Here is a 21,283-nt window from a genome sequence, read left to right as displayed (position 1 = left end):
TATCCTATTCCGCCGGGATGGCCAGACGTGGCCTGGTTACCGCATCGCCTACCATACCCGCCAGCGTAAAAGCCTCGAAGGACCGTTTCAACACCTCTCCGTCGAGCCCGTCCAGAATGAAAACCAGACGGGAGCTTCGATCATCAGACGGCCAAGCTTCCATGTGAACCGGCGTGTGGACAAGGTGCTGCACGCCATGAATGGCAACCGGCCGTTCCTCGCCCACAAGATTGAGAATACCCTTGACCCGTAGGACCCGCTCGCCATGGCGATTAAGCAGCATGGTCAGCCATATGCCGAATGCCGTCCAGTCGATCGGGCGGTCCACCATCATCGTGACGGAAGAGATCGCGGCACGGTGCGGAGCGCCGTCGGCATTGGTAAGCCAGACCGGCTCCTCGCAATAAAAACCGCTCGGCGACTGGACATGATCGCCGCGCATCGTGGTAGCGTCCTGTAACAGCGAGGACAAATCCAGATCGTCATCCCCAGCACAGACGAGGAGCGCATCGGGATTGATGCACCGCAGGCGGCTTTCAAGCGCAGATCTCTCGCTGTCCGTGGCGAGATCGGTCTTGGTGATGACAAGCCGGTCGGCAATCGCCGCCTGCCGGTTGGATTCGATATAGGTATCGAGCTGATGCTGCCCGTTGACGGCATCCACCGCCGTCACGACGCTTCCGGGCCGAAAATGATGTCGGAGGATCGGATCGGCCTTGATGGTCGAGAGGACCGGAAAGGGATCCGCCAGCCCGGTGCTCTCGATGATGACGCGCCGGAACGGCGGGACCACTCCCCGTTCGCGCTTGGAATAGAGATCCTTGAGCGCCTCGGCGAGCTCGCCACGGACGGTGCAGCATACGCATCCAGAGCGCAGCAGCACGATCTCATCATCGATCCGCTCGATCAGGTGATGATCGAGGCCGATCTCTCCGAATTCATTGATCAGCACGGCGGCATCGGCAAAGGCTTCCTCCGCAAGCAGCCGTCTGAGCAAGGTCGTCTTTCCGGAACCGAGAAAGCCGGTGAAGAGGTTGACGGTTACGAAGCCAAGCTCGTCATGCGTCACGGCTGGCCTCCATACGGGCGATGAGGCCGGGATCGAGCGGATCGCAGGGGCGGCCGACAAGCCGCTCGGCCGCCGGCCAGAGATGCCCCAGATCCTCGACGATTTCGCTCTTGCCGGTCTTGGTGGAAAGGACGAGCGAGGCGCCCTGCCAATCCGACAGAACAAGGCCGAAGGCCGAAAGCATGCGATTGGCGGCGGCGACACGGTTGGCCCGCTCCCGCCGCCGGTCGAGACGGCTGTCATTGCGCGTAAACACACCCGGCCGCGCCGCAGCGTCGGTCCAGTGTTCATTGCCGCCGAGAACACCGCAGAGCGAGCACATGATGGTGTCTACCTCCTGACGAGCCTGGCGTGACTACTTCTTGCGCGGGAAGCGCGCGGCGAAATCGTCGGCGATTTCGTTCATGGTAACGAATTTCACACCGGGATGCTTGATCATATGGGCATAGAGCCGCTCGAGCATCATCAACACCTGCGGGCGCCCGGCAACGTCGGGATGGATGGTAATCGGGAAGACGGCATAGTCCATCTCGCGATAAACCCAGTCGAACTGATCGCGCCACATCTGCTCGATATCGTGCGGATTGACGAAGCCGTGGCTGTTCGGGGCCTTCTTGATGAACATCATCGGCGGAAGGTCGTCGAGATACCAGGAGGCGGGAATTTCGATCAGGTCGGTTTCCTGTCCACGCTTCAGCGGCACCATCCAGTCCGATGGCTTCTTCGAATAGTCGATCTTCGTCCAGCTATCGCCGACACGCACATAATACGGCGTGAAATCCTTATGCATCAGCGAGTGGTCGTACTTGATGCCGCGCTCGAGCAGCAGCTCGTTGGTGACGTTGGAGAATTCCCACCAGGGCGCGACATAGCCGGTCGGGCGCTTGCCGGAGAGCTTGGTGACAAGCTCGATGCACTTGTCGAGGATCTCGGTCTCCTGCTCCCGCGTCATCGCGATCGGATTTTCGTGGCTGTAGCCATGGATGCCGATTTCATGGCCGGCGTCGGCCACGGCCTGCATCTGCTCGGGAAAGGTCTCGATCGAATGGCCAGGAATGAACCAGGTCGTCTTGATGCCGAAGCGCTCGAACAGCTTGACCAGCCGCGGGCTGCCGACTTCGCCGGCAAAAAGGCCGCGGGAAATATCGTCCGGCGAATCCTCGCCGCCATACGAGCCAAGCCAACCGGCCACGGCATCAACGTCGACGCCAAAACTGCAGAGAATTTCTTTCGCCATGGGAAGTACCTCCTTGGGTTTCTATGGTTTTAGTAAGCGGGAATGACGGTTGCTTCCGCCGGGTTCCAGGCGAGCAACACGCCGGCGCCGACCGCAAAGGTGCCGGGCCGGTATTTGTCGACATGCGCCTCAAGCGCGAGCGAGCGTCCGTCGGGAAGACTGGCGGTCAGGTGCGAGATATGGCCGACGACGTCGAAACGCTCGATCCGGGCACCGACGACATTGCCGCCGAAAGCACTGGCGATGCGCTGGCGGTCCGCGCCTTCGCTGGCATGCACCTCGATCGCCTCGGACGGGATGACGATTTCGACCTTCCCCTTACCGGCAACCGCGCCGTTGGGGCGACCCGACAACAGGCCGAGCGGGGTAGTCACGACAGTGTTCTCCCCTTCGATGCCGGCGACCTCGCCATGAAAGATCGTGTTGCGGCCGATGAATTGCGCGACAAATGGCGTGTTCGGCCGGGTATAGAGCTGATGCGGCGGGCTGATCTGCTCGACCCGGCCCTGGTTCATCACCACGATCCTGTCGGAGAGCGCTAGCGCCTCGGATTGGGCATGAGTGACAAAGACGAAGGTCACGCCAAGCCTCTTTTGCAGAAGCTTCAGCTCGTTCTGGATCGCCTTGCGCAGATTGGCGTCAAGGGCTCCGAGCGGCTCGTCCAGCAGCAGAACGTCGGGCTCTACGACGAGACCGCGGGCAAGCGCGATGCGTTGGCGCTGGCCACCCGAAAGCTTGTCCGGCTTGCGCTCCGCAATATCCTCCAGCCCGAGCGTCGCCAGAATCCGGTCGACGCGGGCATCGCGCTCAGGTTTTGCGATACCCTTGACCTCAAGGCCGTAGCCGACATTGCGGCGAACGGTCATGTGCGGAAAGAGTGCGTAATTCTGAAAGATCATCGACGTCGGCCGGTTCTGCGGTCGGACATCGTTCATCCGCTCACCTTTGATCATCATGTCGCCGGAGGAAATCGTCTCGAAGCCGGCGATCATGCGCAGCGTCGTCGTCTTGCCGCAGCCAGACGGACCCAGGAAGGCGATGAATTCGCCCTTGGTGACCGTCAGATTGAAATCGGCGACGGCCGGCGTGCCGTTGTCGTAGACCTTGCCGACATTGATGAGTTCCAGGTCGTAAATCATAACCATTCTCCAGGCGCGGGCGAGAAGACCGCCAGCCGGTCTCCTCGCGTTTCAGGTCCGGAGCGGTAGACCGCTCCGGCATTGCGTCAGGCGTTCAGGAACTCGTCCCACTTCTGGACGAGATGGTCGTATTCGTCGGGCCACTGGTGCCAATAGGCGACGTTCTTGGCGCGTTCTTCCAGCGAGCCGCCGTCGCGCAGATCGCCTTCCTTGATGCCGCGCTCCGCCGCACCGACCCAGGGCTTGCCCTCGTACCAGAAGGCATATTTGTCGGGTGCCATGACGTTCTTGATGTTGGTGGACGGCGAGTAATAGCCCTGCTCGGAGACGGTGATACCCGGCTCCCCCGAGAGCCAGTAATCGGCGTAGGCGATGACGGCCTCCTTGTTGGTCGTACCAGCGATCATCGACGGGCCGATCGCCCAGCCGCGATAGCCTTCCTTCGGCACGGCGTATTTGCAGGGCTTGCCCTGCGCCTTGACGGCCATGACGGCCGGCTGCCAGGCGTCGCAGACAACCATCTCGCCGGAGGCCATCAGATTGACCAGTTCGCCGAAATCACCCCAAAGCGCACGGAACTGGCCGTCCTTCTTCTTGGAAACGAGGAACTTCGCGGCTTCGTCGATTTCCGCCGTGCTCGGATTGCCGGGGTTCTTCACGTTCAGGAGACCGAGCGTGTTCATCGCCATAATGGCCTGACCGAAGGCGATCAGCGGGTCGGTGTTCAGACCCGACTTGCCCTTCCATTTGGGATCGAAGAGTGCCGCCCAGCTATTGGCTTCCTCGGCGCTGAGGACATCGGGATTGTAGCCGATGGAGTCGTAATTATAGACAGCCGGAACCATGTTCAGGGTCGTCTGGGCGTCGTCGGCCCAGATCTGGCCGACGATCTGCTGCTTGGCCCCCCACTTGTCGGAAGGCTTGGTGAAGGTGTCGCGGATATTGGCCCAGTTCTTCAGCGAGGCCGCCGGGACCGGCTCGACATTGTTGGTCATGACGATCGACGGCAGGCGCTCGGCGATGATCTCCCAGCAATCGTAATCCTTGGAGCCGGACAGGATCTTCGTCTGCGCATCCGGGAAGGTCGCCGCCGTGCCGGAGGTCTGGCCAACACCGCTTGCCTTGCGGAAGTCGGCGAGGATGCGCTCCTGTACGGTGACCGACAGGCCGATTGTGCGCAGCTGCTCGCCGGCAAGATTGGCGGCCTGCGCAAAGGCGGCACGCGACGAGAGCAAGGACGTCCCGCCACCAATGGCGGCAAGAGCCATCACGCCGGCGGAATGCTTCAACAGAGAGCGTCTATTCATTTCCATTTTGGACATTTCTGTTCTCCAGTGTTGTTTGCTGTTCCCTGAAGCCGCTGTGGGCTTCTTTCATTGTCGTATCGCCAGCTGCTCGGCGGCAGGTTGCCGCCGGGATCTCCGCGATTCAGTAACGGCCCACGAGGAGGCCGCCATCCACGACCAGAACCTGGCCGGTCATGTATCTCGCGCTATTCGACGCCAGGAATGCGATGACGTCGGCGATATCATCGGGAGCGCCGATCCGACCCAAGGGGACCAATTCCGGAACCTTCTCGGCACCTTCGGCACCCAGCGAATTTTCTTCGGAGAGCAGTTGCGCGGTGCGGATGTAGCCAGGCGCGACGCCATTGACCCGCACGCCGTCCCTGGCGAGTTCCACCGCCAGCCCTCGGACGAGCCCAACGACACCCGATTTCGCGGCGGAATAATGCACATGCTCATCCCAGCCATAGGCGACGCCCATGATGGAAGAGAGTGCAACGATGCTCCCCGACTTGCGGCGCTTCATGCCGGTTGCGGCAGCGCGTACCAGCCTGAAGATGCCCTTCAGATCGATGTCGAATGTCAGATCCCACTTGTCGTCGCTGAGGTTTTCGAGCGGCGTGCGATGGGCAATGCCCGCATTCGCGACGATGACATCGATCCTGCCGAACCGCGCCTCCAGATCCACGACCAACGCATTGGTGGCCTCCGTCGAGCGGACATCATAGAATTGGAACTCGGCCGACCCGCCGGAGGCGACGATGTCGCGGACAGTTTCCTCGCCTTCCGCCGTCAAAATATCCGTCACGACGACATGATCCCCAAGAGCAGCGAAGGCCTTCGCCGTCGCCTGGCCGATCCCGATGCCGGCGCCGGTGACGATCACGATGCGTTTTTCAGTCATTGTCATATCCATCTTCCTTTCAGAGCATCACATCGCCGGAGTTCGGCCCGAGCGTCTGGCCGACAAAAAGGCTGGCGGCGGGAGATGCGAGAAAGGCAACTGTCGCGGCCACCTCCTCCGGTTCGCCGAACCGGCCGAGCGGCAGTTCACGTTTTTTGCGCTCGCGCCATTCGTCCGAAAGGCCCAGCACCAGCGGCGTGTTGATTGGCCCGGGGGCGACGGCATTGACGCGCACCCCGCGGCTGGAAACCTCACGGGCGAGCGCCTTGGTCATGCCAATGATCGCCGCCTTGGCGCCGGAATAGTGAACCAGCTCGATGCCACCGATCTGACCGAGTTGGGAGGCGACATTGATGATGCCGCCCTCGCCGCGTTCAAGCATCGACGGCAGAACCGCCTTGGTCATCAGGAACGTGCCGCGCACATGCACGGCGAACATCCGGTCGAAATCCTCAAGCGCGAGGTTTTCGAAGGATGCCTGATGCACGATGCCCGCATTGTTGACGAGGAGATCGACCTCACCATGTCGCGCCACGGCAGCGGCATGGATCGCGGCCACATCCTCGGGCCGGGAAACGTCGCCAGCGGCGGCACTGGCCAAGCCGCCCGCCTTGCCGATTTCGTCCGCAACAGCCTGCGCGCGATCGAGCGACAGATCATTCACCAGCACCGCATAGCCGTCAGCGGCAAGCCTATGCGCGATCGCCCGGCCGATGCCGGAACCCGCACCCGTGACAATCGCCGAAGGTTTTCTCGTCATTATGCGTCCTCCTGAACACGGATGCGCCTGGCGCGGCGCACCGAGAGCCCCATGAGGGTGGCGTAGGTGCCAAGCAGCGCGAAGGAAAACAGGGTCGTCAGGACGCCGAAGGCGAAGACGTTGGGATGAACCTCGACCGAGAAGGTGCCGTAGATCGCCAGCGGCAGCGTCAATTCACGACCGGACGCAAACAAGGTGCGCGAGAATTCATCATAGGAGAGCGTGAAGGCAAACAGCATGGCCGAGAGCACGCCGGGGAAAATCAGCGGAAAGGTGACCTTGCGGAATGTCCGCGCCGGCGTCACGCCGAGCGACCAGGAGGCTTCCTCCATGCTTGGATCGAACCTGTTGAAGATCGCCAACATCACCAGGAAGGCGAAGGGGAAGGTATAGACGACGTGGAGGACGAATGCCGTGCTCCACCAATGCCGATCGATGCCGAATGTATTGGCAACCAGCGCCATGCCGAGCCCCACCAGAACGCCAGGCACCATCATGCCGAGGACGATCAGGTAGAAGACGACACCGGAGCCGCGGAATTTGCGCCGGAAGGCCTGGGCGGAGGTCACCCCGAGCACGGTGGAGACGATCATGGTCATCACCGCAAGCGCCAGCGAGCGGATCAGGGACTGATCGATCGGCAGCGGCGCGATGCGCGAGGGCGGCGTCAGGCCGAACAGATGCCGATACCAATAGGTCGACCATTCGATGATCGGGAATTGCGGGCCGCCTTCGGGGCCTGTCTGGAACGACAGGATCGCCAGAACCACCAGCGGTCCGTAGAGAAAGACGAGGAAGAGAGTAGTGTAGACGCCGAGGCCGAGCTTGATGCCGCTTGCGTTCATGATCAGAGCTCCTTTCTCAGATCGACGATCTTGAGAAGCACGGCGACAACCGCCCCCATGATGATCGTCAGCACGACGCCGGCGACCGCCGCAAAGGCCCATTTCAACGAGCCGACCTGGGTAACGATAATGTTGCCCAACAGGTTGACCTTGCGGCCGGACAGCGCCGCCGAGGTGGCGAATTCGCCGAGCACCATGACCGATACGAAAATCGCGCCGACGACGACACCCGGCAGAGAAAGCGGCAGGATGATCGTGCGGAAGATGCGCCAGAAGCCCGCGCCGAGATCCTGGGCGGCTTCGATGACGGAAGCATCGATACGACCGAGCATGAAGGCGATTGGGCCGACCATGAAGACGCAATAAATCTGCGTCATGCCGATGATCACCGACAGCTCGGAAAACAGCAGCACCTCGATGGGCTGACGGATGATGCCGAGGTTCATCAGGATCATGTTGATCGCGCCTTCGGTGCCGAGCATCGGGCGCCAGGCAAGAACGCGGATCAGGAACGACGTCCAGAAGGGGATCACGCAGAGGACGAGGAGAACGGTCTGCAATGTCTTGTTCTTGACGAGAAGGCCGACGAAGAGCGCCGCCGGATAGCCGACGACGAGCGTCGACAGCAGCACGAGAAGCCAGATGCGGACGGTTGTCCAAAGCGCGCCGAGGTAGGTCGGGCTCGTCAGAAATGTGATCCAGCTTTGCAGGGTGAGCGTCGGCTCGATCTTGAAGGTCGTCTGGGTCCAGAAGGAGACATAGACCATCATCAGGAGCGGCAGCACCAGGAAGAGCAGCATCCAGAGCACGCCCGGCGCCAGCAGCCACAGGGCCCTTCTCGATGGACGGCGCGTGATCGTCGTCTCCTGCACGGCATCCTCGCTCGTTGCGACCATGGTCATCTCTCATTCTCCTGGACAGGTCCGTGGGGTCGGTGCAGGAAGCGCGCGTCAGCCGAAGACAAGGGCATCCTCCTTTTTCCAGACCAGCGCGTAGCGGCTCTTCTCGACAAAGGCGGGCGGGCGCGAATGGCTGAGATGCGACTCCACCTCGAAGACGCGCCCGTCATCGAGCGCAAAGAAGGAATTGATGGCCGCGCCGGAATATTCGCTGGCGATGAAATCCCCGTCGATGCGGATTTCTTCGGTGGAAATTGCCGCATCGAAAGGGCGGATGGCGACGCGATCATGGCGGATGGCATAGCCCGGCTGCGGCGCTTTCCTGAGCGAAGCGTTCAGCGGGAAACGTCCGGTCTGGCTGACGAAGTGATCGTCGACGACATCGCCGGCAAACAGATTATAGCAATTGAGAAAGCGCGCCACGGCCGCCGAGGCCGGACGATTGTAGATCACGTCGGAGGTCGCCGCCTGCGCAATGCGACCCTGATCAAGCACCAGAACCATGTCGCCCATCGCCAGCGCTTCGGACTCGCTGCCCGTCACATGCAAAAAGGTGACGCCGCAGCGTTCGCGGATCGTCTTCAGCTCGGTTCGCATGCGGCTGCGCAAATTGGCATCGAGCGCGCCCAGCGGCTCGTCCAAAAGCACCATCTTCGGCTCCGTCACCAGGGTGCGCGCCAATGCGACGCGCTGGCGCTGGCCACCCGATATCTGCGTGACGGCGCGATCCTCCAAGCCCTTGAGCCCGACGAGGGCCAGCATATCGCGAACCCTTGCGGCGACGATGGCGGGATCCGTGACCGGATCAACCTTCCTGTTACGCAAGCCGAAGGCGACGTTGTCGGTGACCGAGAGATGGGGAAAGAGAGCAAAATTCTGGAAGACGAAACCGATGCCGCGCGCATGCGGCTGAACCCCGTCGAGACGTTCGCCATGAAACAGGATCGAACCGGCATCGGGCTCCTCGAAACCGGCGATGACGCGCAGCAGCGTCGTCTTGCCCGAACCGCTGGGGCCAAGCAGCGAGATATAGGCGTCGCCTGGCAGGGAAAAATCCACCGAGGCCAGCGCCGGTACGCCACCATAGGACTTGGCGACTTGTTTGAGTTGAAGAACGGTCGACACCGAATTCCCACCAGTTTCAGGCAAGGACCATCCTCCGGACAAAGCTCCGCCGCGGCTCGGAATCGGATCGATACGAGCGCTGGGCGTCAGCCGTCACGCATGCATCACATGCGCTTCAAAGAGATGTTCCTTGGCGTTTCAACGAGTTCCACCTGTAGCGCTTCTGACGAGCGCCTTGATGTCCCGAAGCATTACATAAATGATTTTTGTATTCAATAGACTTTTTCGACAAAATAAAATGCGGCAATGGTTAAAACTGCAAACGCTGAACCAAAGGTGCTGCGGCGGACCGCGCCACACGAGCTACGGCCGGTGAATTCGCCAGAATTCAGCACGCACAGCACCCGCCGAAGAGTCGATGGACCGCGACCTTCGTGCAAAGATTCCGTAAAATCGGGCACATACCGGCATGGCACCGCAATAAGATCGCGCCATCCACTCGCATAAGCACCGAAGAAAAATCAAACTTTGTATTCAATAATCATTTATTTTTGAGCTATTTTACCGCTACAAATAGCGTAAGAGTGAGGCATCGGAATGGTGTGGGCACATTGACTGAGATGATAGAATACGACGCACGACCCAACGCGCAGAAGCGCTATGAGATCGCGGAGGATGTTCTGCGCAGCAACATCGAGGACAGCACACTGCCGCTTGGCGTCGTGCTTCTCGAGGGTCCGATCGCTGAGATTCTTCAGATTTCGCGCGCGCCTGTTCAACGGGCCCTCCAGGCCCTTGAAAGCGAAGGGCTCGTGCATCGCTTCAACGGCCGCGGCTATCTGGTCGGGCCCGCCAATCGGGGCATCGAGCCGAACCGCACCGACATCAAGACGCTGGGCCTGACCATCCCGCGCCATGCCGACGAGGCGCTGCAAAGCCGCTCCTCCTGGGAACGGATCTACAACACCGTCGAGGCCGACGTGGCCGGCTGCGTCGTCTTCGGGCAATACCGTATCATCGAGATCGAGCTGGCCAATCATTTCAACGTCAGCCGCACCGTGGTGCGCGATGTGCTCACGCGCCTGCGCGAGCGCGGTCTCGTGCGCAAGAACCAATCGTCCCATTGGATCGCCGGTCCGCTGACGGCGCAAATGATCAAGGATCATTTCGTGCTGCGCGGAATGCTGGAACCCCAGGCGCTGATCGCCGGGGCCGGATGTGTTGATCGCAGCAGGCTGAGCGAGCTTTTTCAGCGCCTGTCCGAACTGGAGAAGCACGACACAGCCGATCATCTCAAGGCGCTGGAAGCCATTTATGCGGATTTCATCGACATTTGCATCCTGGCAACGCCGAATGAGCGATTGAAGGAATCGATCCGTAACAATCTTCTGCCGGTAACGGCGACCGAGCGGCTGTTGCGGCGGCTTGGCCTGCCGGGCGATCCCGCTGTCATCACCGAGCTTCGCCTGGTGACGGAACTGCTGCTGCGCGGCGCCGTGAGCGCCGCCGCCGCTATGATGGAAAGCCACCTTGACGCCTCGGTGAAACGCATGATCGCCCAGATGAAGATTGTCGCGATCATTCCCGGCCCGAGCGTGACGGCCGCCTATCTGACGCGCGTTCTCGAGTAGGAGCCGGCGGCCGCTGAACGGCTGCGTGCTCTGTCGTGGACGCAGGGCGGAGAAGACGGCCATCGCTTTTCTCCTTACATCAGGCAAGCGCGCATGCGCTCGATCAGCGCCTGCCGCTCGGCCCTTGCCGCGAGCGCCTCTTCCATCGTCACCTCGACGAAACGGGTCGGCGTATGCGGCTGCAACTGTCCGATCAGATCCATGTCGGCGGAGATCACTGTGCCGAGCATGAAGTAACCGCCACCGGAGACGGCATCGCGGTGCAGAATGATCGGTTCGGTGCCGCCGGGCACCTGGATCGAACCGTAGGGATAGCAACTATCGACGATGTTGGAGGGATCCGAGCCGGCGCCGAAGGGTTGCTTGCGCTCAACGAATTCGAGCTTGCGGCCACCACGGAAGCGATAGCCCATGCGGTCGGCTTCGGGTGCGACCTTCCATGGATCGGCAAAGAAGCTCTTCTTGGCCTCGTCGGTCAGCCGGTCCCAGTAGAGCCCGGGCAGGACTCGTAGCTCAGCGGGTGTGCCCGGTTTGCGGCGCAGACCTTCTTCGACCGATCTGCCTTCCTGCGCCACGGCGCCTTGCCCAACCGAAAGCTCGTCGCCCACCGCCAGCGCCCTGCCCTTGTAGCCGCCGAGCGCGCCGATCGGATAGGTCGAACGGCTGCCAAGCGCCAAGGGCACATCGATGCCGCCCGACACCGCAATATAGATGCGCGCGCCGGACTTCAGGAAATCGAAGCTCAGGACCTGGCCGGCCTTGATCTTCAGTGCGGTCCATCCCGGCTGGAGAATGCCATCGATCTTGGCCGGCATGTCGGCACCGGTCACCGCGATCACGGCGTCATGCAAGAATTCCAGCTGCGGCCCCATGAACACAGCCTCCAGGCCGGCAGCCCCCTCGTCATTGCCAACGAGACGGTTTGCGGCGCGCATGGCATAGCGGTCCATCGCTCCGCCGACGGGAATGCCGAGGTGGAAATAGCCCGGCCGGCCCAGATCCTGGACGGTGGTCGCCAGGCCATGATGAAGAACCTTAATGGCCATAGAGCACGCCCTCCAGCTTGGCATTGTAGCCGTCGATATCGGTCTGATACTGCCTGAGATCGAAGCTGACCTCGCGGATCGGCGGGCTGAAGAGGCCCTTGTCCACCTCCTCGACCGCCTTATCGTAGCCGTCACGATCGATCGGCTTAAACTTGACGATATCGCCCGGGCGGAAGAACACCATGAAGTCGCGGAGATAACTCGTCGTCTGCGTCGGGTCGAAGATCGGCATCGGCGTGATGCCGAACATCTGGTAGCCGCCCGCGCCGCGCACCGAATAGATGCAGCCGAAGCAGCCGCCATGGCCGACCGTCAGCCGTGGCGTATCGGTGCGGGGGCGCAGGTATTTCGGGACCTCGATCTGCCGCTGGCGCTCGACCATCTGGTACATGAACGGCAGACCGGCGACGAAGCCGACCATCGAGACGAACCAGGGCGAGCCGGCATGGGCCGCGATGAACTCGTCGACCGCACCGTAGCCATTGATCCCGGCGGCGTAGTCGAGATCGGTGCCGGACGGCTCCTGATGGCGCTCGCGAAAGCGCATCAGTGTCTCGTGCGTCCAGGGGTCATTGTAGAAGACTGGAATCTCGACGATGCGCGTCTTGATCACCGGCTCGGCCTTCTCGGCCGCCCCCTCGATCGCCTGCACCTCCTTGAGAAGATCGTCGGGCTTGATCAGGTCCGGGTTGAACTTGATCTGGAAAGAAGCATTGGCCGGGCAGATCTCAGTGACGCCCTTGATGGCACTGTCCCGAACGCCGGTTGCCATCGACAGGCTCTTGAAGAAGGCCTCGAGCGACATCTCATCGCTGCATTCGACGAAGAGATGTTCGTCACCTCCGAATGTATAGCGTGCAGGCATCAGACAACCTCCTGGGTCCGGCCGGCCAGAGCAACGAAATCGTTCTCCAGCCAGTGTTCGAGAAAGCGGGTATGGAATGCGCCCTTGGCAACGCTCGCGTCACGCGCCAGTGCCAGGTGCAACGGCACCGTGGTCGGCACGCCTTCGATGACGAGCGCCTGAAGCGCGATGTCCAACTTTGTAAGACAGGCCTCACGCGTCTCGGCATGCACGATCAGCTTGCCGAGCAGGGAATCGTAGAAGGGCGGGATCGTGTAGCCCTCATAGAGCATCGTATCGAACCTTATGCCCTCGCCCTCGGGAACGGAGAGTTTCGTGATCGTTCCCGGCGACGGCTGGAACGCCTTGAACGGGTCCTCGGCGTTGATACGGCACTCGATCGCATGGCCGCTCGGCCTGATATCGTCCTGAGATACCGAAAGGGCCACGCCACCCGCCACCTTGAACATTTCCTGCACCAGATCGAAACCGGTAATCATCTCGGTCACCGGATGTTCCACCTGGATGCGGGTGTTGACCTCTATGAAATAGAAATCGCCCGTCTCGTCGTCGTAGAGATATTCGACCGTGCCGGCGCCGCGATAGCCGACCTCGCGGGCGAGCGCCACGGCGCTTCCGCAAAGCCGCTCGCGTACATTGGCGGGCAGCAGGAAGGCAGGCGCCTCTTCCCAGACTTTCTGGCGTCGGCGCTGCAGCGAGCATTCGCGTTCGAAGAAATGCACGAAATTCTGCCCGTCTCCGAAGATCTGCACCTCGACATGCCGGGCGCGGGTGATGACCTTTTCCATATAGAGGCCACCATCACCGAAGGCGGCGAGCGCCTCGGCCGAGGCAAGCGGAAATTGTTGTTCCAGCTCGGCAATGTCGGCGACGATGCGAATGCCACGCCCACCGCCACCGGCCGCCGCCTTGATCATCACCGGAAAGCCGATCGTTGCCGCAAGCGTCCTCGCCTCGTCAAGGCCGGCGACCCGCCCGTCGCTTCCAGGCACCGTCGGAACGCCGGCTTTTGCCGCCACCTGTCGCGCCGCCACCTTGTCGCCGAGCGTGCGGATCGCATCGCCGGAGGGGCCGATGAAGACCATGCCTGCCGCCTCGACGGCATCGGCGAAATCACCGTTTTCGGACAGGAAGCCGTAGCCCGGATGCACGGCGTCGACGCCGGATGCCTTTGCGGCGGCGATCACCGCCTCGATGTTCAGATAGGATTTTTTCGGCGCAGGCGACCCGATATCGATGGCCTCGTCCGCAAGCCTGACCGCCAGCATATCCGCGTCCGCGGCGCTATGAACCTGGACCGAGCGGATGCCGAGTGCCTTTGCCGCCTTGATGATCCGCACGGCGATTTCGCCGCGATTGGCGACAAGCACGGACCGGATGGTCATGCTTCGACCTCGGCGATGACCTGCCCGGCCATGACGGGCTCTTCGTTGTCGACGAGAAATTTGATGTTCTTGCCGTCGAGGCCGGCCGAAATTTGCTGGAAGGTCTTCATGACCTCGATAAGGCCAATCGTGTCGGCGGCCGAAACGGCATCGCCATCTGCCTTGAAGACTGGCGTGTCCGGAGAGGAAGCCCTGTAGAATGTTCCCGGAAGGGGCGATTTGATCTCAAGCTTACTCATGTGGCCTCCGCGCTATCTCATTGTTCAGGAATTGGGAAACGGGTGTTATCCGGACCCCCGCACCGACGAGGGCCGCTCTTATCTCACCGGCAATCTCCAGCGCTCCCAGCGTGTCCGAGTGAAAACAGATGGATTCGAACTCGATATCGATGTCGGCGCCGGTCACCGTGCGGACCTTGCCTTCGGTGCAGGCACGCAGAACCTTCCTCGCAATGGCCTTGGGATCAGGGCGTCCCGCGTCGCGGGTGAAAACAATCCAGCCATTGTCGCCATAGTCGCGGTCCGCATAAAACTCGCGCACCGTCGGCTGTCCGACTTCCTTGGCGGCTATATGCGTTGCCGAGGCTGCCATGCAGAAGATGGGCGTACTCGGAGCTACCGTGTGCATATACTGGATGAAAATCCGAGATAACTCGGCGTTGGCCGCCATCTCCATATAGAGAGCGCCATGCGGTTTCACATGCTGAACCGGCACGCCATGACGGCGGGCAAATTCCCGCAGCGCGCCCACCTGATAGATCAGGTCGTTGACGATTTCCTTGCTGGTCCCGTTGATTTTCCGCCGGCCGAAGCCCTGCAGATCGTTGTAGCCCGGATGCGCGCCGACGCCGATCCCATGTTCGGCGGCCAATCGCACCGTCTCATCCATGAGGTTCGGATCGCCGGCATGAAAGCCGGTAGCGATATTGGCGGAACTGATGAGCGGGATGAGATGTTCGTCGCGCGTATCGCCGATACGCCACCGGCCGAAGGCCTCTCCCATATCACAATTGATGTCGACGACTTCTTTCAAGCGTATTTCCTCATGCATGTTCGGAGCTGCGACCGCAACAAAACGCTAGGAGGAAAAACGGAATTTGAAAAATACAATTTTCAATATGGCATTATCTGATAAATTGATATTGCCGCACAAAAAGCCGGCAGAATTATTCAAGTTAATTCAGCTTGTTAGTCAGACTGCATTGAATTACATCGTTGTCCGCCAGCAGTTGCGGCGGCGATATCTGATTTAGTTCGAGAATTTTTCAGATTAACCGATAGAGGAAAAGACGTTGAGCCTCAGCCTGCGCCAGCTTCGATACTTCGTCGCGACCGCCGAATACGGTCAGATCTCCCATGCCGCGATGAACCTTTCGATCTCGCAATCTGCTGTGACGGCGGCGATCAAGGATCTCGAGCTGACCGTGGGCGTCATGCTGTTCAACAGAACGCCGCAGGGAATGGAATTAACGGCCGCCGGTCGGCAGTTTCTCTCCCATGCCTATGAAATATTGGCGAAGGTCGACGAGGCCACGCATCTCAATCTCGTCAGCAGCGATATCGAAGGCGAGCTGGTCGTCGCCGCGACCTATACGGTGATCGGATACTTCCTGCCTCTCCATATCGAGCGGATGCGACGCCTGTATCCGCGGCTGCGTATCCAGCTCTACGAGGTCAATCGCGAGACCATCGAGGAAGGGCTGCTGTCCAACCGCTACGATATTTCCGTGCTGCTGACCTCGAATATCCTGAACCCGATGCTGACCACGGAGACGCTTCTAAGTTCCGTTCGCCGCCTTTGGGTGCCGGCGCAACATAATCTGTTGAGACGCGACGGCGTCGGCCTTCGCGAGATCGCCGAGGAACCTTACATCATGCTGACCGTCGATGAGGCGGCGCACTCGTCGCTGAAATACTGGAGCGGCACCCCCTATCAGCCCAAGGTCCTGCTGCGGACGAGCTCCATCGAGGCTGTTCGATCGATGGTTGCCAACAGCCTCGGCGTCGCCATCCTCTCCGATATGGTCCACAGGCCCTGGTCGCTGGAAGGCCGGCGTATCGAAACGGTCAATATCCAGGACCCCGTTCCACCGATGGATGTCGGGCTGGCATGGCGAGCCAACAGCGAATTCTCGCCACAGATGCTGGCCTTCAGGCGATATTTCCAACAGGCTTTCGGGCTGCCGGGAACCAACGCTTAGGTCGTGTAAGGTCTGGCGCGCTCGCACGCCTCCATCCCACATCAAAAAAGAATGAGGCCTGCCGCGCGCCTGGCGAACGGCAGGCCTTGGCTTTTCAGCCTTCGATCACCAGCCCCTTGGCCTTCAGGACGGCTTCGAGATTGCTGACCTCGACGACCGATTTTCCGGCCTTATAGGCTGCAATGTAGCCCGCTTCGGCGTCTTCCCGGGCCTGCGCCAGTTTCGCAACCTCGACGGCCTCCGACTTGCGCACAACGACCAGACCATCGGCATCACCGACGATGATGTCGCCCGGATGGACGATCTCGTCGCCGATCAGGATCGGCTCGTTGGTGGCGCCGAGCGTTTCCTTGACGGTGCCCTTGATGCAGACACTCAGCGAAAACACTGGGAAACCCAGATCGCGCAGTTGCAGCGTGTCACGCACGCCCGTGTCCGTCACCAGTCCGCCGATGCCCTTGGCGAGGCAGGCATTGGCGAGCACGTCGCCAAATGAGCCGGCCTCTTCATATTCGCCGGCAGAGACGACGATGATGTCGCCGGGCTGGGCGTAGTTGATCGCCACTTGAAGCATGATGTTGTCACGCGGCGCGCATTTGACGGTAAAGGCGGGTCCGCAGAGCTTCATCCGGTAGTCGATCGGCTTGATCCGGGAAGACAGAGCGCCGCGACGCCCTTGCGCTTCGTGAAGGGTCGCTGGCGAAAATTTCGCGATGGCCGCGATCTCTTCCTGGCTGGGACGATCGATCTTCTGCTTCAGTATCACCACTTCATGGTCCTCCAGACAAATTAGCAATTGCACGCCTGCTTCATCGGGCAGGCTGAAAACGTCGTGCGGTCGCGATACGGCGCGGCGAGAAGCCGGCTGCATCGCCAAGAGCGCCGGGGCATTCGCGCCCCGTTCGCAAAATTACGGGATCGGATCGAACTTCAGTTCGGTGATCGGGACGACCTTGTCCGTGCGGGTCATCTTGTACTCGGTATTCGGGCCGAGCCACTTGTCCCAGATCTTGTTGATCTCACCGGACTTGTCGAGCGAGACCAGGACTTCGTTGATCTTCGCGGTCAGCGCCGGCTCGTCCTTTTTCATGCCGATGCCGATCGGCTGATAAAGCATCGGCTCGTCGATCATCCTCATCTCGGCGCCCTTGGTCTTCGACTCGTTGACGATCTTCGTCGTCGTCATCGTGTTGGCGACCATGCCGCGTGCCTTGCCCTGCTGGACGGCAAGATAGGCCGACCCGGTATCCTGGAAGGTCAGCGGCTGCGACTTGTTGAGGCGGATGGAGAGTTCCGAGGTCGAGCCCTTGGTCGATGCCAGGCGAACGCCGGCAAAATCGGCCTTCTTCTGGCCGGCATCGCCGACCTTGACGATCAGCATTTCCTTAGCCAGGTAATAAGGGTCACTGAACTGGATCTGCTCGGAGCGACTGACGGTGTAGGCGAGATTGGCAACCGCGATATCGACATGACCGAGCTTGACTTCGGGAACGCGCGCTTCGACGGAAACCGGCTTGATCTCCGGCTTGACGCCGAGTGCTTGGGCGATCGCGCCGCAGAGATCGACGTCGAAGCCGACCATCTCGCGCGTTTTCGGATCCGGAGATGCAAAAGGAGGAACATCGGCAAAGGTTCCGCAACGGATCACCTTCGCTGCCATGATATCGGCCAGCTGATCCGCATTCGCCGACCCGGCTAGCGCTGTTGCTGCGAGCGCGATGCTTAGGGTCCATGACGTCATGTTCATTGCAAGGTCTCCTGTGGGTTGGACGAAATTCAATGCCGCAAATCAGCGAGAAACCGCTGAGCACGCGCATGTTGCGGGTTGGAAAAGAATTCTTTCGGTGGCGCCGCCTCGAGGATCAGCCCGTCATCCATGAACCAGACGCGATCGGCCACATCGCGGGCAAATCCCATCTCATGGGTGACGCACATCATCGTCATGCCGTCGGCTGCCAGGCTCTTCATGACCGCGAGCACCTCGCCGACCATTTCCGGATCCAGCGCGCTTGTAGGCTCGTCGAAGAGCATCACCGGCGGCTCCATGGCCAAAGCACGCGCAATCGCGACCCGCTGCTGCTGCCCGCCGGAAAGCTGGGCGGGAAAAGCGCCTGCCTTGTCGGCCAGCCCCACCCTGTCGAGAAGCTGCTTTGCCTTGTTGCGGGCGACATCACGCGCAACACCCTTCACCCGGATCGGCGACATCGCGATGTTGTCGAGAACCGACAGATGCGGAAACAGGTTGAAATTCTGGAACACGAAACCGATGCGGCTGCGTCGGCGGTTCATCTCGCTGGCGGGCACCGAGCCGTGCATGTCATTGCCGTCGCAGGTGATCGATCCGCTGGCGATTTCCTCGAGACGGTTCACCGTCCGGATCAAGGTGGATTTTCCCGAACCGGACGGGCCGCAGACGACAACCACCTCGCCCCGCGCCACTTCAGCATCAATCCCCTTGAGGACTTCGAAATGGCCATAGGACTTGCGCACCGCGGACAGCCGGATCATGGGCGGATTCTGGGAGGACTGGGCGAGGGTCATAGCGACTGATCCGTAAGAGCTTTGAGTTGCAGGACGTTCTCGGGCTTCTGTGCAGCCGTACCGGCGCGCTTGCGGGTGATCCGACGCTCCAGAACCGATGCCACCTGGGTCAACGACCAGCAGATCACGTAGTAGACGGCCGCCAGGATGAAGAAGACCTGGAATGGCTGGGTCAGGAGCTGGTTGTTGATCTGGTTGGCCGCGAAGGTGAGGTCCGGCACGTTGATCACGTATCCGAGCGTCGTGTCCTTTATCGTCGACACCAGAACCGAAAGGATGCTCGGGATGACGTTGTACAGCGCCTGCGGCAGGACGACGTAGCGCATGGCGCCGAAATAGCTGTGTCCAAGCGCGCGTGCCGCCTCCAGCTGGCCGTGCCCGAGGGCAAGAATACCGCCGCGCACGACCTCGCTAAGGAAGACGCCCTGATAGACGACCAGCGTCACGAGCATGGTGACGAAGCTCGGAACGTCGGCGCCCGTCATGAGGGGAACGAGGAAATAGCCCCAGAGGATGAGCATCAGCAGCGGCACGCCGCGCGTGAAATAAACCAGCGTCGTGACGGGCCAGTTCAGAAGCGGCGACTTCGAAAGCCGGGCGAGCGCCAGGAGGATGCTGACCGGAAAGGCGAAGGCGATTGCCAGGACCGAGAGGATCAGCGTCGCGGCAAGCCCGCCGATCGGGCCGTTCGGATATTGTCCGACGAGCAGCAGCAGCCAGTAGTCGTGGATGATCTGGATGATGTCGCCAATCATGCCCGTCCACTCCTGACCGGATCGGTTCTCCGGGTGACGTATCCCCCGGCAGTCATGATCATCAGCGAGAAGGCAAGGTAGAGAACCGTCGCCAGCAGATAGGTCTCAAAAGTCAGGAAGCTGAGATTCTCCACTTCCTTGACGGCATAGGTCAGTTCCGCAACGCCGATCGCGACCGCCAGACTGCTGTTCTGGAACAGAGAAACGCTATGATTGATCAGCGCGGGCAGCGCATTTCTGATCCCCTGCGGGATCATCACGAAGCGCATGGCGGAAATATATCCATGCCCGAGCGCACGCGCCGCTTCCATTTGACCGGGGTTCACCGAGCGCAGGCCGGAGCGAAGATCCTCGCTGAAATAGGCGGCCTGACACAGGCCTAGCCCAATGATCGCGAAGGTCGCCTCGGCATTGTGATCGTTCAGCCAATCGGTGACCGGCTGCGGCATCAAGGCGAAAATGCCGAAATACCAGAGCATCAGCTGCACCAGCGTCGGGACGTTCCGGTGATAGGAGACGTAGGCGGTGACGACGGCATTGCCGACCGGGCCGGGCGCGTATCGCAGGCCGAGAAGGAGCATGGCAAGGGTCATCGCCAGAAGCCAGGAACCGATCGCCACGACAAAGGTCATCTCGACCCCGTGCAGCAGCATCGAGACATATTCTGGATTGCTCAGGATCGCGGAGAGATCGAGCTTGCCCACCGCCTCATTCCCCTTGCTTGGAAGACAGGGGCTTCGGAGACTGGGGCTTTGCCGTCTGCAAGCCGCCCATCACCTGAAGGGTCGGCGTGATTTCCATATGGCCGATGTTCACGGCGACCGGTGCTGCGATCGCAAAGGCGATGGCATCGGCGATATCTTTCGCCTGGGGGAGTTCGAAACCATCGATGAAGCGTTCGCGTATCTCGGGGCTGTCACCATGCACATGCGCGAAGATATCGGTGGCGACGCGGCCGGGGCAGATTTCCGTCACGCGCACCCGCTTGCCGAAAGCATCCAGACGCAGCTGGTTCGACAGCATGCTGATGCCCGCCTTCGTCGCGTGATAGGAGGAGTTACCGCCAAAATTATAGACGCCGGCGATCGACGAGATATTGATGACGTGACCGCAATCGCGCGCCACCATCCCCGGCACCACCATGCGGCAGAGATGAAGGACCGCGCGCAGGTTTACGTCGACAAGGAGATCAATGTCGCCGTCTTCAGCTTCCAGGAATTTCTTGGGACGATCGACGCCGGCATTGTTGACGAGTATGTCGAACGGAACGCGTTTTGTCAGATCCGCAAGCGCCGCCCGGTCAGTGACGTCGATCACATGGGCGACGCAGCCGGTGCGCTCCGCCAGCTTCTGCAAAAGATCGCCATTGCGCGCAACCGCATGCACCTCAAGCCCCTCGGCACAAAGGCGCTCGACGATAGCCGCCCCAATTCCGGAGGAGGCACCCGTGACCAGTGCGGTCTTATAATCGGAGAATGGCATCACTGTTCCCTTTTGTTTGCGGAACCTTAGCCGACCTTTCCGTCGCGCGATAATTCCGATTATCTTTGGAGGGATAAGCCTATCTTATGAGGGGTATTGAGCTGCATCGAGACATTGATTCCATTGGATGAATCCACATGTTTTCATAGCCGATGGCCGGTGAGCGGCGCTTCC

Annotated in this window: 23 protein-coding genes; 2 read left to right on the top strand and 21 right to left on the bottom strand. The window is 60.8% G+C overall.

Going from position 1 to position 21,283, the window contains the following annotated elements; all coding sequences use genetic code 11:
• Positions 1-4 precede the first annotated feature (4 nt).
• From PMI03_RS02215 to PMI03_RS02170, 10 genes are all read right to left on the bottom strand, one after another.
• Positions 5-1,069 (bottom strand): GTP-binding protein, encoded by a 1,065-nt coding sequence (locus PMI03_RS02215; protein ID WP_007689417.1) that lies wholly within the window; start codon positions 1,067-1,069, stop codon positions 5-7.
• Positions 1,059-1,391: a hypothetical protein gene (locus PMI03_RS02210; RefSeq protein ID WP_007689415.1), complete on the bottom strand. Its 333-nt coding sequence runs from the start codon at positions 1,389-1,391 to the stop codon at positions 1,059-1,061. The genes PMI03_RS02215 and PMI03_RS02210 overlap by 11 nt, the downstream gene beginning before the upstream one ends.
• Positions 1,392-1,424: 33 nt before the next feature.
• Positions 1,425-2,306 carry a polysaccharide deacetylase gene (locus PMI03_RS02205; protein WP_007689414.1) on the bottom strand — a complete coding sequence of 294 codons (882 nt, stop codon included), beginning with the start codon at positions 2,304-2,306 and terminating at the stop codon, positions 1,425-1,427.
• A gap of 29 nt (positions 2,307-2,335) precedes the next feature.
• Complete coding sequence (locus PMI03_RS02200) at positions 2,336-3,445, bottom strand: ABC transporter ATP-binding protein (RefSeq protein ID WP_007689410.1); 1,110 nt, start codon at positions 3,443-3,445, stop codon at positions 2,336-2,338.
• 86 nt (positions 3,446-3,531) lie between these two features.
• On the bottom strand, positions 3,532-4,767 hold the full coding sequence (locus tag PMI03_RS02195; RefSeq protein WP_007689408.1) for a PotD/PotF family extracellular solute-binding protein: 1,236 nt from the start codon (positions 4,765-4,767) through the stop codon (positions 3,532-3,534).
• A 106-nt stretch (positions 4,768-4,873) separates the two neighbouring features.
• The gene (locus tag PMI03_RS02190; RefSeq protein ID WP_007689406.1) at positions 4,874-5,641 is read right to left on the bottom strand and encodes an SDR family NAD(P)-dependent oxidoreductase; all 768 of its coding nucleotides are present in this window, start codon (positions 5,639-5,641) and stop codon (positions 4,874-4,876) included.
• Positions 5,642-5,654: 13 nt separating this feature from the next.
• Positions 5,655-6,395 (bottom strand): SDR family NAD(P)-dependent oxidoreductase, encoded by a 741-nt coding sequence (locus tag PMI03_RS02185; protein WP_007689403.1) that lies wholly within the window; start codon positions 6,393-6,395, stop codon positions 5,655-5,657.
• The gene (locus PMI03_RS02180) at positions 6,395-7,240 is read right to left on the bottom strand and encodes an ABC transporter permease (RefSeq protein ID WP_007689401.1); all 846 of its coding nucleotides are present in this window, start codon (positions 7,238-7,240) and stop codon (positions 6,395-6,397) included. The genes PMI03_RS02185 and PMI03_RS02180 overlap by 1 nt, the downstream gene beginning before the upstream one ends.
• A 2-nt stretch (positions 7,241-7,242) precedes the next feature.
• Positions 7,243-8,136 carry an ABC transporter permease gene (locus PMI03_RS02175; RefSeq protein WP_409033794.1) on the bottom strand — a complete coding sequence of 298 codons (894 nt, stop codon included), beginning with the start codon at positions 8,134-8,136 and terminating at the stop codon, positions 7,243-7,245.
• A gap of 54 nt (positions 8,137-8,190) precedes the next feature.
• Complete coding sequence (locus PMI03_RS02170) at positions 8,191-9,264, bottom strand: ABC transporter ATP-binding protein (protein WP_039973562.1); 1,074 nt, start codon at positions 9,262-9,264, stop codon at positions 8,191-8,193.
• A gap of 560 nt (positions 9,265-9,824) precedes the next feature.
• Here PMI03_RS02170 and PMI03_RS02165 point away from each other — a divergent pair.
• A complete protein-coding gene (locus PMI03_RS02165) occupies positions 9,825-10,835 on the top strand; it encodes a GntR family transcriptional regulator (protein WP_039973561.1) in 1,011 nt (336 codons plus the stop codon).
• A gap of 74 nt (positions 10,836-10,909) precedes the next feature.
• Here PMI03_RS02165 and PMI03_RS02160 read toward each other — a convergent pair whose 3' ends face one another.
• The 5 genes from PMI03_RS02160 to PMI03_RS02140 are packed head-to-tail and all read right to left on the bottom strand — an operon-like array spanning position 10,910 to position 15,163.
• Entirely contained in the window at positions 10,910-11,881 is a 972-nt protein-coding gene (locus PMI03_RS02160; protein ID WP_007689393.1) for a biotin-dependent carboxyltransferase family protein, read from the bottom strand.
• Positions 11,871-12,746 carry an allophanate hydrolase subunit 1 gene (locus PMI03_RS02155; RefSeq protein ID WP_007689392.1) on the bottom strand — a complete coding sequence of 292 codons (876 nt, stop codon included), beginning with the start codon at positions 12,744-12,746 and terminating at the stop codon, positions 11,871-11,873. Before PMI03_RS02155 ends, PMI03_RS02160 begins: the two co-directional genes overlap by 11 nt.
• Positions 12,746-14,131, bottom strand: coding sequence for an acetyl-CoA carboxylase biotin carboxylase subunit (locus PMI03_RS02150; RefSeq protein WP_007689391.1), 1,386 nt, complete (start codon positions 14,129-14,131; stop codon positions 12,746-12,748). The genes PMI03_RS02155 and PMI03_RS02150 overlap by 1 nt, the downstream gene beginning before the upstream one ends.
• Positions 14,128-14,370 carry an acetyl-CoA carboxylase gene (locus tag PMI03_RS02145; protein WP_007689390.1) on the bottom strand — a complete coding sequence of 81 codons (243 nt, stop codon included), beginning with the start codon at positions 14,368-14,370 and terminating at the stop codon, positions 14,128-14,130. Before PMI03_RS02145 ends, PMI03_RS02150 begins: the two co-directional genes overlap by 4 nt.
• Entirely contained in the window at positions 14,363-15,163 is an 801-nt protein-coding gene (locus PMI03_RS02140; protein ID WP_007689389.1) for a 5-oxoprolinase subunit PxpA, read from the bottom strand. Before PMI03_RS02140 ends, PMI03_RS02145 begins: the two co-directional genes overlap by 8 nt.
• Positions 15,164-15,422: 259 nt before the next feature.
• On the opposite strand from PMI03_RS02140, the gene PMI03_RS02135 reads away from it, so the two are divergent.
• A complete protein-coding gene (locus PMI03_RS02135; protein WP_007689388.1) occupies positions 15,423-16,331 on the top strand; it encodes a LysR family transcriptional regulator in 909 nt (302 codons plus the stop codon).
• Positions 16,332-16,425: 94 nt separating this feature from the next.
• Here PMI03_RS02135 and PMI03_RS02130 read toward each other — a convergent pair whose 3' ends face one another.
• From PMI03_RS02130 to PMI03_RS02105, 6 genes are all read right to left on the bottom strand, one after another.
• Positions 16,426-17,100, bottom strand: coding sequence for a 4-carboxy-4-hydroxy-2-oxoadipate aldolase/oxaloacetate decarboxylase (locus PMI03_RS02130; RefSeq protein ID WP_007689387.1), 675 nt, complete (start codon positions 17,098-17,100; stop codon positions 16,426-16,428).
• A 141-nt stretch (positions 17,101-17,241) separates the two neighbouring features.
• Positions 17,242-18,078: an ABC transporter substrate-binding protein gene (locus PMI03_RS02125; RefSeq protein WP_007689378.1), complete on the bottom strand. Its 837-nt coding sequence runs from the start codon at positions 18,076-18,078 to the stop codon at positions 17,242-17,244.
• 29 nt (positions 18,079-18,107) lie between these two features.
• Complete coding sequence (locus tag PMI03_RS02120) at positions 18,108-18,872, bottom strand: amino acid ABC transporter ATP-binding protein (RefSeq protein WP_007689376.1); 765 nt, start codon at positions 18,870-18,872, stop codon at positions 18,108-18,110.
• On the bottom strand, positions 18,869-19,627 hold the full coding sequence (locus PMI03_RS02115) for an amino acid ABC transporter permease (RefSeq protein ID WP_007689374.1): 759 nt from the start codon (positions 19,625-19,627) through the stop codon (positions 18,869-18,871). Before PMI03_RS02115 ends, PMI03_RS02120 begins: the two co-directional genes overlap by 4 nt.
• Positions 19,624-20,331: an amino acid ABC transporter permease gene (locus PMI03_RS02110; protein ID WP_007689367.1), complete on the bottom strand. Its 708-nt coding sequence runs from the start codon at positions 20,329-20,331 to the stop codon at positions 19,624-19,626. The genes PMI03_RS02115 and PMI03_RS02110 overlap by 4 nt, the downstream gene beginning before the upstream one ends.
• 4 nt (positions 20,332-20,335) lie before the next feature.
• Positions 20,336-21,109, bottom strand: coding sequence for an SDR family oxidoreductase (locus tag PMI03_RS02105; protein WP_007689365.1), 774 nt, complete (start codon positions 21,107-21,109; stop codon positions 20,336-20,338).
• Between the last annotated feature and the right edge of the window lie 174 nt (positions 21,110-21,283).

This window comes from Rhizobium sp. AP16, assembly GCF_000281735.1.
In the GTDB taxonomy this organism is placed as follows: Bacteria; Pseudomonadota; Alphaproteobacteria; order Rhizobiales; family Rhizobiaceae; genus Rhizobium; species Rhizobium rhizogenes.
The sequence above is the reverse complement of the archived record's forward strand: the minus strand, read 5'-3'. Positions and strand labels throughout refer to the sequence as shown.

What these genes read in the sequence shown, in the direction of transcription:
- PMI03_RS02210 (WP_007689415.1), bottom strand. Translation starts at nt 1,391, where the DNA reads ATGTGCTCGCTCTGCGGTGTTCTCGGCGGCAATGAACACTGGACCGAC.
- PMI03_RS02205 (WP_007689414.1), bottom strand. Translation starts at nt 2,306, where the DNA reads ATGGCGAAAGAAATTCTCTGCAGTTTTGGCGTCGACGTTGATGCCGTG.
- PMI03_RS02200 (WP_007689410.1), bottom strand. Translation starts at nt 3,445, where the DNA reads ATGATTTACGACCTGGAACTCATCAATGTCGGCAAGGTCTACGACAAC.
- PMI03_RS02195 (WP_007689408.1), bottom strand. Translation starts at nt 4,767, where the DNA reads ATGTCCAAAATGGAAATGAATAGACGCTCTCTGTTGAAGCATTCCGCC.
- PMI03_RS02190 (WP_007689406.1), bottom strand. Translation starts at nt 5,641, where the DNA reads ATGACAATGACTGAAAAACGCATCGTGATCGTCACCGGCGCCGGCATC.
- PMI03_RS02185 (WP_007689403.1), bottom strand. Translation starts at nt 6,395, where the DNA reads ATGACGAGAAAACCTTCGGCGATTGTCACGGGTGCGGGTTCCGGCATC.
- PMI03_RS02180 (WP_007689401.1), bottom strand. Translation starts at nt 7,240, where the DNA reads ATGAACGCAAGCGGCATCAAGCTCGGCCTCGGCGTCTACACTACTCTC.
- PMI03_RS02175 (WP_409033794.1), bottom strand. Translation starts at nt 8,136, where the DNA reads ATGGTCGCAACGAGCGAGGATGCCGTGCAGGAGACGACGATCACGCGC.
- PMI03_RS02165 (WP_039973561.1), top strand. Translation starts at nt 9,825, where the DNA reads ATGATAGAATACGACGCACGACCCAACGCGCAGAAGCGCTATGAGATC.
- PMI03_RS02160 (WP_007689393.1), bottom strand. Translation starts at nt 11,881, where the DNA reads ATGGCCATTAAGGTTCTTCATCATGGCCTGGCGACCACCGTCCAGGAT.
- PMI03_RS02155 (WP_007689392.1), bottom strand. Translation starts at nt 12,746, where the DNA reads ATGCCTGCACGCTATACATTCGGAGGTGACGAACATCTCTTCGTCGAA.
- PMI03_RS02150 (WP_007689391.1), bottom strand. Translation starts at nt 14,131, where the DNA reads ATGACCATCCGGTCCGTGCTTGTCGCCAATCGCGGCGAAATCGCCGTG.
- PMI03_RS02145 (WP_007689390.1), bottom strand. Translation starts at nt 14,370, where the DNA reads ATGAGTAAGCTTGAGATCAAATCGCCCCTTCCGGGAACATTCTACAGG.
- PMI03_RS02125 (WP_007689378.1), bottom strand. Translation starts at nt 18,078, where the DNA reads ATGAACATGACGTCATGGACCCTAAGCATCGCGCTCGCAGCAACAGCG.
- PMI03_RS02120 (WP_007689376.1), bottom strand. Translation starts at nt 18,872, where the DNA reads ATGACCCTCGCCCAGTCCTCCCAGAATCCGCCCATGATCCGGCTGTCC.
- PMI03_RS02115 (WP_007689374.1), bottom strand. Translation starts at nt 19,627, where the DNA reads ATGATTGGCGACATCATCCAGATCATCCACGACTACTGGCTGCTGCTG.
- PMI03_RS02105 (WP_007689365.1), bottom strand. Translation starts at nt 21,109, where the DNA reads ATGCCATTCTCCGATTATAAGACCGCACTGGTCACGGGTGCCTCCTCC.